Source organism: Hymenobacter mucosus, assembly GCF_900188255.1.
Classification (GTDB): domain Bacteria; phylum Bacteroidota; class Bacteroidia; order Cytophagales; family Hymenobacteraceae; genus Hymenobacter; species Hymenobacter mucosus.
Window position 1 is genome coordinate 39903 of record NZ_FZNS01000012.1, and the last position, 12726, is coordinate 52628.

A 12726-nucleotide genomic window follows, 5' to 3' on the forward strand; every position below is an offset into this window, starting at 1 on the left:
TATTCCTGGGATACTGCCGGCCGGGATATGGCGGCCTTGGTGGCAAGGCATTCTGAGCCGTGACAGGGCCGGCGGCCTCTGCACCAGCTACCACCTGTTGTACATCAGTGCTTAGAAAGCGGAGACTACCTGATTCAGACGGACAAGAATGGCGTCAGCTCACCGGAATACGTTAGCGTAAGCTGGTGCATAGCCCGGGTGCAGGCTACGTACAGCATGCTCTTGTCAACCTCGGTTTTGTAGTTCTGGGTGGAAACAAAGGGCACAATGACCTCGTCAAATTCAAGCCCCTTCGCTAAATGAGCCGTGGTGAGGATAACTCCTTCTTTAAAGGTAGTAGATTCCTCCGTGAGCAAATGCACGCCCGGTGCCTCAAGCGCTTCGTACGCATCCTCTGCCTGCTGAAGGGTTTTGCAGATGATACCCAGGGAATGGTTGGCGGAGTTCCGGAAGGCCACGAGCAGCTGCTTGATTGCTGCCAACTCCTCCTCGCGGGTAGTGTAGCGCACTACCGTGGGTTCCTGCCCGTGCCTTTCCAGCGGAATGATATTGGGATTGGGCCGTATCCGTTGCGCAAAGGCTGTGATTTCCATGGTGGAGCGGTAGCTACGGTCAAGCCGAACTACATCGGCCTGCGGAAACACGCGTTCAATGGTTTCGGCAGAAGAAGCGCTGTAGGGATTAACCGTCTGGCTCACGTCTCCCAGAATAGTCTTTCGGCACAGGAACAACCGGGATAGGACCGCGTATTGCACGGGCGTGTAGTCCTGCATCTCGTCCACGAGCAAGTGTTTAACCTGATCGTAAGTGCTACTACCTTCAAGGCGTATGCGCAGATAGATCAAGGCAAAAACATCGGCATACTCCAACTTCATGCGGTGGTCAATCTGGAACAGGCCAGGCTTGCCAATCCAGCGGTAAAAATCCCGGTAGAGGTCCAGCACTTGGTTGAACTTGAACATGCGGGGAATAGCTTCGCCAATCGTTGCTTTCTCCCGCCCACTAAGCTTGCGGCGCGTAGCATCTCGCACGTATGCTTGCACATCCTGACCTACTAGCGCAAACCGTTTCAGGAGTGGAACCCGATGGTATGCCTTGAACTTCTCCAGAATAAGAGTGCGGGGAACCAGGGTGCTACCCACGCGGAGCTCGGTTACGGTGAAGTAGGTATTCTCTATATGGAGAAGGTACTGATTGAGCTTACTGAGAAATTCAAACGATGATTTGAACCGGATGCGCTCAATGAAGGCTGGGTTGTGCCCATCCAGCAACGCCGACACCTGCTCAAAGAAAGTTTGAAACTGGTATCGGTTATCGAGCAGATCGGCCGCCAGCTCTTCCATGCCTAGCTCGGGAATGTGCTCTTCTCCTAGTTCGGGCAAGACGTTTGAGATGTAGTCCGCAAAGACCTTGTTGGGCGAAATAATAAGAATGTCCTTGGCTGCAATGGTCTCGCGGTAGCGATATAGTAGAAAAGCAATGCGGTGTAAGGCAATGGACGTTTTACCCGATCCGGCCACCCCCTGAATGACCATTACCGGCGCAGACTCGTTGCGAATTACTGCATTCTGATCCCGTTGAATCGTCGCGACGATGTTCCTCATCTTGTCGTCGGAGGACTTGGCCAGTTCCCGCTGCAACACGTCGTCGTGGATGTTCACGCCGTTCTCAATCATGAACTCCAGGCGGCCGTCCCGGATCTTGTATTGACGCTTTAGCTCAATAGTACCCTGCACGGTTCCCGAAGGGGTAGCGTAAAAAGCTTCTCCCAGCTCGAAGTCGTAGAACATGGAGGAAATCGGGGCCCGCCAATCATAAATCACGTTTCGGCGCTGCTGCTCATCCGAGAAGGAATGCACCCCAATGTATACCGGCGTGGTTACCTGGTTCTGAGTGACAAAGTCGATGCGCCCAAAGTACGGGGACTGCCCCAGCTTGATGAGTTTCCGTTTGCGGACCACGGCCGCGGTGCCCGTAAAGGCCATGCGGTTGATGGACTGCCCAGCCGCCACCATGTCGGCGTCGTCCATACCCGACTGGTGCTCGTGGATGTATTGCTTTTTCTGCCGTAGCTCGTCGGAAAATTGTTTAACGGCATCATCCACTCGCTTAACCGCAAAGGCAAGATGCTCCTTTATTTCTTCTAGGTATTCTCGCTCTTCTTGTTCAGTTGCGTTTATCACGTGCGGCGCTTGGGAAATGGACCCCAAAGGTGACAGCAAATTTTCGTCGGGAGAAGAACTTCGCCTATTTAATTAAGCTCTGGATCCGCTGGCTGCCCGGCAGAAAGTTTCCACCCTGCATCAGCATGCGAAGCATACGGCAAGCCCTTGGCCCACGGTAGCTAGGTATGCACAGTGTAGTCGAGCCAAAATTCGGCACGGGAAAGCGACACCGGAAGAACCGGTACCTAAGGCGTAACCTAACAGGAGCCCCATTATAACCAGGGTCTGACGGAGTGGAGGAGCCTGGGCTAATCAGCCGTGAAACGGCCCACATTCATTGGTCTTCCGATTCTATCCTATTGAATTTCGCGGCTGTGAAAGCGGCAAACAGCCGCTGGTAAGCGGTGTTAAGAGTTTTGCGGTAGTAGCGCGCCAGGGTGACCATTGCTGCCCCCAAGCTGCTGAAATTCGCCGCGCTTTTACAACGGGGGCGCCGATACCGGCTACTGTACCGAGGGTGGTGGGGTCTTGGTGCCCCAGGTTTTGTTGGGCTGGGGGCCCATGGTAAACACCAGCCGGCCACCCTGCATCAGCTCGTCGCGGTAGAGCCAGCAGTTGGTCAGCGGCTTGCCGTTTAGCTCCGCTGCCTGCACATACATGTTTTCCTTGGCCGTGTTTCTAGCCTCAATCACCAGTTTTTTCTGGTTGCCAAGCAGGATGGTAGCCTTACTGAAGATAGGGCTGCCCAGCTCGATAATTGGTCGGGCATCGGTGAAGCCCTTCACGTCGAACAGCCCAAGGGCAGTGATGACGTACCAGGAACCTAGCTGGCCCTGGTCCTCATCCTGCCCGTAGCCGTAGCCGTGGATGGGCTCGGTACCGTAGAACTCGTCGCAAATCTGGCGGGTCCACTTCTGCGTGAGCCAGGGCTGACCCGAGAAGTTGAACAGCCAACTGATATGCAAGCAAGGCTGATTGCCGTGGTTGTAGATGGCATTGACACCAGCGAAGGCATCTATCTCTTTGCCTCCCCCAAAGCCCGTTTTGGCCGAGGCCGTGAAGATGCTATCCAGGCGGCTGTTAAACTTATCACGCCCTAGGGCTGCAATCAGTCCGGCGGGGTTTTGGGGCACGTAGAAGGTATATTGCATGGCGTTGCCTTCCTGAAAGCCGCGCCACGGCTCAAAGGGCTTGAAGTTGGCCGCAAAGGTCCCGTCGGCCAGCTTGGGCTGCATGAGCTTGCTGCGCGGATTCAGAATAGCTTGCCAGCCGTTGGAAAGCTTAATGAGCTGCTCATAGTCGGCTTTCTTGCCCAGAGCTTTGGCCATTTGCGCGGCGGCAAAGGCGCTGTAGCTGTACTCCAGGGTGTGCGAGTTGGCGAAGTAGGCGCCCGTGGAATCGGTTTTATACCACACGCCCTGATCCTGCTTGTAGTTTTCCTTGAAGGGTACGTAGCCATACTGGGTGAAGGCCTTCACGTCCATCTTGCCCGAGCCAAAGGGGCGGTTGCGGTAGTTTAGCTCATTGGCGCGCACGGCCTGGTAGGCTAGGTTTACGTCGTAGTTGCGAATGCCTACCTGGTAGGCGCCAGCCACGGCCAGCCCCACGAAATTGGTTCCTACCCCCGATATGTACTCGCTGTTGGCTAGTCCGTCCCCAAACCAGCCTTTGTCGCGGTACACTTGCAGCTCCGTATTGACGTAGTTGCCGTACCACTCAGGGTAGGACAGTGCCCAGAGTTGGGTTAAATTCCAATAGCCGCCCCAGATGGCGTCGGTATTGATAAACTCGGGCCGAGGGCCTGGGCCGCTAGTTGCCAGCTGCCCTACTTGGCCCGCGTGCTTCGGGTAAGCGCCATTCACGTCGCTGGCAATGCCGCGCCCCAGCAGGGCGTGAAACAGGCCCGTGTAAAACTTGGTTTTGTTCTGCTCATCGGGGCCCTCCACGGCAATTTTGCTCAATTCACGCTGCCAGGTGGCCTGGGCGGCGGCCCGGGCCTGGTCGAAAGTGAGGCTGCGAGCCTCGGCCAGTAGGTTGGCCTTGGCGTTGGCGATGGACGTGTACGAGAGGCCTACTTTCAGCTCTATTTTCTCCTGCGCCTTGGTTTTGTAGTTGAGAAACAACCCCGCGCCCTTGCCCGCGGCAGAGGTTATATTGGGTTGGGTACCCGCCGCAGTGAAAGCCCCCACGCCAGCCGGTGCCTTGCTGATTTCACCGTAAAAATACATGTTCACCTTGCCGTTGGGGTCGTAGGTTTTCACGTATTTAGGGTAGGTACTCACAAAGCCTTCCACGTGCGTAGCGTCCACCATCCGCACGCGGGCATCGGTTACCTCCCCGCTCTCACCCTGCGTGTTGCCGATATCAAGAATAAGGTGGGCCTGGTCGCTTTGGGGAAAGGTGTAGCGGTGAAAACCCACCCGCTTGGTAGCTGTCAGCTCGGCCGTAATACCGTAGTTGTCAAGCAGCACACGGTAGTAGCCGGGCTCGGCCACTTGGTTTTTACGGTCGAAGCGTGAGCGGTAGCCTGTGGCCGGACCCTCTAGGTCCCCGGGCTTTACGCGCAGCTCGCCGGTGGTGGGCATGAAGCTTACCCCACCCACTTGCCACTCGTGAAAGTGTACGAACCCCTCAATAGAATTCTGGCGAGTGTCGTAGCCCACGGCTTCCCAGCCGGAAGCATTGCCGTAGTGGCCGTTGGTCGAGGGTGCCAGCTTAGCCATCCCGTAGGGCACGGCCGCCGGGGTGTAAAAAAACCACCGGCTGTGCGCCGTGCCAATATTCGGGTTCACGTACTTCAGCACGCTTTGGGCACTAGCGCCGCCCGCCGCCAGCAGCACCAAGGACCAGGTGCCGGCAGTGAAAGTCAATTTCATACAAGAATTTTAAGAGTAGCAGGTGCGAGCAAAATGCCCGCGCCCGGTCCCATTAGCCAGGCGCGGGCGAACCAGGCCGCATCCCACTGCTCAGCCCGGTCCTTTTGCCCTCAGAATCTATACTCGTGACTACAGGAGCTGACGGGCCTGCAAGTCAGCCATCACTTCAAACATCATCACTCCACTGAGCTGGGCGGAACCGTCTACGGTGCCGCCGGGCTGGGTGGTCCAGCTGGTGTTGAACAGGTACTGGGGCCGGCGCGTACCCTGCTTGTACAGGCTCTCCCCATTAAACTTGAGAAAGGACACGTACCGGGCGCGGGTAGCAGCAGGTACGGCCGGCTCAGTGGCCAGCAGTGCTAAGTAGCGTACTAACACGCCCTTGAACAAGCCGCCGTCCCCGCCCCCCTCGTCGCGCAGAATACCTCCGGGCGAGAGCTGGCTGTCGTTGAGCACGTAGCCCGCCGTGCGGTTAGCATCGTCTAGGTAGGTAGTCTGCTGGGTCGCGCGGTACAGCTCCAGGCCGGCACCCAAGAACACGCCCTGGTTGTAACTAAAGCGCCATTCCTTGTCTATTTGCCCGTCGCCCTGGCGGTTGACTCCATCCCACACGGTTCCCGTAGTGGGGTCAACCAGGGTTTGCTTCTGCCACTCGTAAATCTTGATTGCCCAGGCCAGGTCGTCGGGGTTGCGGTCTAGTTGGTAGAGGCGGGCCGCCAGAATAGCCACCGGGGCATTGGCCGGGGTGTTCTTGTAGTTGAGCTGGGTTTTGCGCCAAGCTATGCCCCCGCCCTGCGTGGTGTTCCAGCCGGTCTTGAGGTCGGCCCAGAGCAGTGTGGCCGTGGCTTTATACGAGGGGTCCTTCGTGACCTGAAACGCGCGCAGATTAGCTAGGGCGTGCCAGGCCATGTCGTCGTAGAAAGTGTTGAGGTAAGTGTTGCCGTTCTGCTTTTTGGCGCCCTGCTGCAACTGCTGCATCCTGGTGGTGTAGTCCTGGGCCTTGGTGCGCTGGTAGGCATCAAGCAGCACGTCGAGGCCGTGGGCTTGCCACCAGTAGTTGAAGTCGGGTTTGCCGAGGTTGTTTTGCAGGTAATACTGGTTGGTGGGCGCCCAGAAGTACTGGTGAAGGGCCGCCTGAGCTGAGTCGGCGCGAGCAGCCCAGTTTGCCGCCGCCCCCCCCGGCCCCGGGGCTGGGGGCGTTATCATATCATCAACGGGCTCGTTGCAGGCGCTCAGGACCAACAAACCCAGCAGCAGGCGGGCAGGGCCTCGGAAGAACAGCATATCAGTCGAAGTAAAATCTTGGAAAAAGGTGATTAGCTCCCTACCGCACGGTGACTTGGTGGGTGTAAGCTGCGGGCTGCATCATGACTGTGATATCCACGTTCTTGCGGTCCGCCGCCGCCATAAATTTGTAGGTGTTGTTCCACTGGTCCTCGGCCACCGGAATAAGGGTGTAGTAGGCCGCGGCCGTCGTTGCGGTAGGGGCTACGTTGTCGGTGTTGGTGCTGCCGTACTGGCGGGCCGTAGTGGCGCCGGCCATATCCTTTTCGGAAAAGATGAACTTGTACCGCTCGTCGCGGCCCCAGCTGAACTGGAAGAACTCAATAGGAGTGTTTTCGATTTTCCACATTCCTTGGCCGATGTAAGGCAGGGTTACCGTAACCTTGTTTTGGGCCGAAACCCATAGGCCAACCGACTGAATTTCAGTTAGAATAGCCGAGCCGTTGTTGAAGTCAAGGGTAACGCGGTATACTGCCGGGGCGGTAGCGGGGCTGGTGGCGTTGTCGCCTTGCAGCAGCTTGTTGCCATTGATGTAGTAGGCGGTGGGCGTGCCCGTGGTCTGGTCTACGATTTTCACGTCGCCGGGCGAAAGCCGGGTGTACAGCTCAAACACGCCCGACGACACCCGCTTGAACGGCATGGCCTGACCGAGCGTAGTCCCCGCTTCCGTGCCAGCACCGGTGAGGTAGAGGTTGCCGGGAATGACGGAGAAGCCCGCGGGACGCTCCACCTGAATAGTGCGAGCAGTGGCGGCGCCTAGTACGTTCAGGCCCTTGGAGGCATTCACCATCCACTTCAGCTTGCCCTGGGCCTGGGAGGGAATACCGGCCAGGTTGGCAATCTTGTTGAGGTCCCCGTGGCTAAGCACCAGCTTGGTGTCCAGGCCGTTCGTGCCCGATACGGTGCTGTAAACGGGGGCGGAGAAGTCGCCCCCTTCCTTGTCAAACAGCACTTCGTAGAGTACTACCGTGCCGTCCGCCGCGCGGGCCTGGCCCCACTCGAAGGTAACGGCTGCGTTGGACGGCGGATCGAGTTTCACGGCGGCATTGTCGGCGGGCGAGATGTAGTTTTCTACCGGCGTAATAGTGTCGTCGAGTTCCTTGTCATCATCATTGCAGCCCGTGAATAGGCTAACGAGTAGGAGCAGCAACAGCAGAGGGTGGGAATATTTTTTCATGGTTATAAGAGCGAGAAGGGATGCAGAAACGGAGAAATGAGCTACCAGCCAGGGTTTTGGCTGAGGTTGGGGTTGATGTCCCGCTCCCGCTGGGGCACGGGCCAGAGGTAGTGCTTGGCGGGGTCAAACGTGCGTTGGTCAACCCGCAGGTAACCATTGTCCACGGATGGATTTCCGGCCTTGATGCCGTGGGCAAACCCGTTGAGGGCGGTTTGGGCCGTGCGCCAGCGGCGCAAGTCAAAGATGCGCAGGCCTTCCATGGCCAGCTCAGTGCGCCGCTCGCGCCGCACCACGGCTTGCAGGCTGGCTTTGTCGCCTCCGGGAAAGGCTAGCGCGGCCGGGTCGGTGAAGCCAGCCCGGCGCCGCAGGGCCCCGATGGTGCGGTTCCACTCCCCGGCGCTCAGTTGATCCAGCTCATTCTTGGCCTCGGCGTGCATGAGCAGCACGTCGGCATACCGGATCAAGATCAGGTTGAGGCCCGAGTTCAAGTTGGCATCGGCGGTTGGGTCGAAGTACTTGGCCGAGTAGTAACCCGTGGGGCTGGCATCGGCGCGGTCCACGGAGTTATCACCGGTACCCGGCAGAGTGCGGATAAGGATGCTTGAGCCATCCGGCCGCTGCCACCGGTACCCATCGTACACCAGTGTAGCCGAAAGGCGCGGGTCGCGGCCCACGTAGGGAGTGGTCTCATTGTAGCCCGAACCGGCCTCGGTAATGGCCTTGCCGTTAGCCATCACGTAGCTATCCACCAGTTCTTGGGTTGGGGCAATCGCGCAAATGAGCTTGCCCTCCGTGCGCGGAATGAAAAACCGCTGCTCGGAGTGCGTGCGGGAGGGAAACAGGTACTGCAGGTCCAGCATTACTTCGCTATTGCCTTCGTTGTTAGGCGAAAACACGCCGGCGTAGCTCGCAAACAGACTGTAGGCACCGGCTTGGTTGTTCAAGAGCTGCTCCGTGATGGTCGCCACCTCGGCCCAGCGGCCTTCGTAAAGCAGCACTCGGGCTTTCACGGCCAGGGCCGCTCCTTTGGTGAAGCGCCCCCGATCCTCGGCGGCGTAGGCCGTATTCAGGGGTAGGTCGGCGGCGGCGGCATCCAGCTCCTCAAGCACGAAGTTTAGCACCTCGGCCCGCGGGGTGCGCGCCACGCCCGCCGCCTCCGTAACGCTGATTTCTTCGGTAATCAGGGGCACATCGCCGTACCAGGTCAGAAGCTGAAAGTACTGGTAGGCGCGTAGCGCCCGGGCTTCCGCCTGGTAGCGAGCCTTCAGGCCAGCGTCCAGACTGGTAATCTTGTCGATGTTGGCCAGCAGCTGATTGCACTTGCGGATGCCGCTGTAGTGGTAGCCCCACTCGTTGGTGATGCGCTGCTGGTTGGTGCCGTAGGCTCCCTCGGCGATGTTGCGGGCATTCGAGCCGTTCACGTCGCTTTTGTTGTAGGCATTATCGGAGAGCACTTCGTTGAAGAAGAAGTACTCGGCGTTGTAAAGGTTTTCGTAGCAGGTAGCCAGCACGTTGGCCGCGTCGGTGGGCTGCTGCCAGAACGTGGCGTCAGTTGGGCGGTCGGTGGGCGGCAAGTCAAGCTTCTGACAGGCCGAGAAACCCAAGCCCAGCCCAAGCCCAAGCAGTATAGTATAGCGAAAATTGCGTTTCATCTGAGTGGGGAGATGGAAGTTAGAGGGAGATATCAAGCCCGAGGGTCATGACGCGCACGGCCGGATATACCCGGCCACTGCTGCCGCGGCCCCCACCGGTGCCCACACTCTCGCTGAACTCGGAGATTTCGGGGTCAAACCCAATCTTCTTCAGGTGGCTCAGGGTAAAGAGGTCCTGGCCCGAAGCAAAAATGCGCAGCCGCTGAATGGCAGCCTTTTTGGTAAGCGTGGCGGGCAGGGTGTAGCCCAGCTGCACGTTCTTCAAGCGGGCGTAGGCGCCATTCTGCAGCCAGTAGTCCGACCCCTGGTTGTTGTTGGTTGAGGCCGTACCGATGGTCAGGCGGGGGTAGTCCCCATCGGGGTTGGTCGGCGTCCAGCGGTCTAGGTGCTGCTGGTACACGTTTTCCCAGTTGTTGTGGAAGGCCTCCACCCCTTCGCCCCGAATGTAGAGGCTGCGCTTGCCCACGCCTTGCACGAACACCAGCAGGTCAAAGCCCTTATAATCGGCCGAGTACGTGGCCCCGAAGGTGTAGCGTGGAAACGGATTGTCTAGAATAAAGCGGTCATCCTGGTTGATAACTCCATCGCCATTGCGGTCCACGTAGCGAATGTCGCCTGGGCGCACCGTACCGGGAGCCACGAACGAGGGCTTGGGTCCGGCGTTGACTTCCTCAAGCGTCTGGTACAAGCCGGCCGTGCGGTAGCCGTAGTAGGAGTTGATGGGGAATCCTTCGCGGATGATGTTCGTGGCGTCGCCCCCCCGGATGGTTTCTACCCCCTTGGTATCAGTCACGGTATTGCGGCTATCCGCCGCATTAAGACTCAGGCTCTGGTTGAAGCCGCTTCCCGTGCGCATCCGGTAGGTAGCCGTTACTTCCCAGCCCTGGTTGCGCACCTTGGCCGCGTTCTGGGTGGGCGCGCCCGCCCCAAAGGTTGCGGCAACCGGCAAGTCGATGAGAATGTCGCTAGTGCGCTTGTCGAAGTAATCGACGCTGAAGGAGAGGGCGTTCTGGAAGAAGGCCAGGTCGAGGCCCACATTGCCCATGGTGGCCGTTTCCCAGGTAATGTCGGCGTTGGAGGTGCTGAAGTAGGACCCGGATACGGGCGTGCCACCAAAGGAATACGTGCCCGGAGCCAAGCTTACGGTGCTCAGGTAGCGGTACAGGCCAATGTTCTGGTTGCCTAGCTGCCCAAGGGAGCCGCGCACCTTCAAGTCGCTGAAAGTAGGCTGCAAGAAGCCCAGGAATGCCTCTTCCAAGGGACGCCAGCCAACTGATACCGACGGAAAAAAGCCCCAGCGCTTGTTGCTGGCAAACCGCGACGAGCCATCGTAGCGGAAGCTGCCTTCCACCAAGTATTTGCCGGCGAAGGCGTAGTTCAGGCGCCCGAATACCGAGTTAAGAGCCCACTGCTCCTGGTTGCCGTACGTGCCGTTGGCGTGGTAGCCCCCGCTGGGGTCGAATACGCCGGCGTAGGTCGTACCATTGTTCACCACTCCGAAGTCATTGCCGGGCACGTTGATGACGCGAACCCCCTGCCGGTCGTCGGTGAAGTGCTCAGTTGAATAGCCAACTAGCGCCTGCACGCCGTGCTTGTTAGCAAACGTCCGGTCGTAGTTGAGAACGGCCTGATAGTTCGTCAGCAGGGTGCGCTGGTTGCGCTTCTGCACCGAGTTGTTGCCGTCGCCCCCGGCTGTGGGCGAGCCATCCAGAGTTACGTACTGCAGGCTGCGGGTAAATTCGTCGAGCTGATAATTCCACAAATCTCCGCCTACCACGCCGCGTAGTTTCAACCCCTTCACCAGCTCCAGCTCGGCGTTGAGATTGGCGTAGCCATTGTCGTTGGAGTTGGTGCGTAGGCCGCCGTTCAGGAGACGATTTGCCGAGTTGCTGGTGGAGGTAGCCGGGGTTACGTAATTGCCCTGCTCATCCTGCACGGGGTAAATAACCGGGATGCGGGCCGCGTCGCTGATAATCCACTGCGAGTCAAAAGCATGCTCGCGAGTGCCCACATGGGCGTAGGCGAAGATAGCCCCGACCTTGAGTCGGTCCGTTACCTGCGTAGTCAGATTCAGGCGGCTGTTCAGACGCTTAAATCCATAGTCGTCGCCGTAGAACAAGCTGTTCTGATCGACGTAGCCCAGGGAAAGCAAGTAGCGCGTCCGGCCCGAGCTGCCGCTGACGCTCAGGTTGTGGTTTTGCTGAAAAGCCTGCTTTTTGAGCACCTTGTTGAGATGCCACTCGTAGTCACCCTGCTCAGCAAAGTCGCGCATCTGCTGGGGAGAAAACTGCGGGGCCTGTCCGGAGTTAATTAAGGCTTCGTTTTTGAGTTGCATGAACTCCAGGCCCGTGACGGGCTTGCGTTGGAAGTTCGGGGCCTGCCAGCCCAGCACCGTGTTATAGCTGATAACGGGCTTCTGATTGAGTGTGCCCTGCTTCGTGGTCACCAGCAGCACGCCATTGGCAGCGCGGGAGCCGTAGATGGCGGCCGAAGCAGCATCCTTGAGCACCGTGACGCTCTCAATATCATTGGGGTTCAAGGCGTTGAGCGAGCCCGGAATCCCATCCACAATGATGAGCGGGGAAGCATTACCCAAGGTGCCAACGCCCCGAATATTGATGTTGAGGCCGGCGCCTGGCTCGGCACTGCTCTGCTGAATAGTTAAGTTGGGGGAAGAGCCTTGCAGGGCCTGGGCCACCGTAGTGACCGGGCGGTTTTCCAGGGTGGCCCCGCCCACCGTGTTGATGGCCCCAGTCACGTTGGCCCGCTGCTGGGTGCCGTAGCCAACTACCACAACTTCCTGTAGGGCCTGCGTGTCGTCGGTGAGAGTTACGGAGAGTTGGCTGGTGGCCCCGGTTACGGGTACTTCTCGGCGGCTGTAGCCCACGAAGCTGAATACCAGCACACTATTTTCCGGCGCTTGCAGGGAGAAAGAGCCGTCGGAGTTGGTGCTGGTGCCTTGGGTGGTACCTTTCACCACCACCGTCACCCCGGGGAGGCCGGCTCCCTTACTATCCGTTACGCGGCCAGCTACGGTGACATCAGCCAGGACCGTTGATCGGGTAGGAACAGCTAGAGCCGGGGTGGGAGGGTTTTGCAAAGCCAGAGCCCAAGCCCCTTGGGCCTGGCTGGCGCCACTGGGTACGGCGCCCAGCAGTGCTGCCAAACGCACGTAGCGAGTAAAGTTTGCCATATGATGGGTGGGATAAATGGAGGAGATAGAGCAGGGGGAGTCATGCATCAGCCTTGGAGGCTGATGACGACGGGGCGCGTCCTTGATCTACTCAGGAGTAGCCGTAGGTAGAAAGGACTACAGGGAAGCGTATTCGTGGGCCAGCGGCCCAGTAACTCAGATAAAGGGCGGCTCTTTAGCGAACCAAGGCGCTAATACTGCGCCCATAATTCCTGGTGCCGTGCGAGGATCTAGGGATAAATAAGCAAGGGGCGATTTCTTAATTACCCCTGAGCCTATTCGGCAGTGTAGTGGCTACTCAAACCTGCGTTAATACAGTGCTTAAGTCCCACATCGTCACGAAGTTGGTACCTATTGGAAGCAAGATATATCTAACCGT

6 protein-coding genes are annotated in these 12726 nt (G+C 58.5%); all 6 read right to left on the reverse strand.

The genetic code is table 11. The features are described 5' to 3' along the window. Positions 1–134 precede the first annotated feature (134 nt). Positions 135–2183, reverse strand: coding sequence for a HelD family protein (locus CHB83_RS20155; protein WP_089334031.1), 2049 nt, complete (start codon positions 2181–2183; stop codon positions 135–137). A 485-nt stretch (positions 2184–2668) separates the two neighbouring features. Beyond that, positions 2669–5041, reverse strand: a complete 2373-nt coding sequence (locus CHB83_RS20160) for a GH92 family glycosyl hydrolase (RefSeq protein WP_089333992.1) — start codon at positions 5039–5041, stop codon at positions 2669–2671. A gap of 129 nt (positions 5042–5170) precedes the next feature. Then, positions 5171–6325 carry a glycoside hydrolase family 76 protein gene (locus CHB83_RS20165; protein ID WP_218823208.1) on the reverse strand — a complete coding sequence of 385 codons (1155 nt, stop codon included), beginning with the start codon at positions 6323–6325 and terminating at the stop codon, positions 5171–5173. 40 nt (positions 6326–6365) lie between these two features. Next, positions 6366–7502, reverse strand: a complete 1137-nt coding sequence (locus CHB83_RS20170; protein ID WP_089333993.1) for a SusE domain-containing protein — start codon at positions 7500–7502, stop codon at positions 6366–6368. A gap of 41 nt (positions 7503–7543) precedes the next feature. Then, the gene (locus CHB83_RS20175) at positions 7544–9154 is read right to left on the reverse strand and encodes a RagB/SusD family nutrient uptake outer membrane protein (protein WP_089333994.1); all 1611 of its coding nucleotides are present in this window, start codon (positions 9152–9154) and stop codon (positions 7544–7546) included. Positions 9155–9173: 19 nt separating this feature from the next. Beyond that, entirely contained in the window at positions 9174–12347 is a 3174-nt protein-coding gene (locus CHB83_RS20180) for a SusC/RagA family TonB-linked outer membrane protein (protein WP_179225581.1), read from the reverse strand. Positions 12348–12726: the final 379 nt, after the last annotated feature.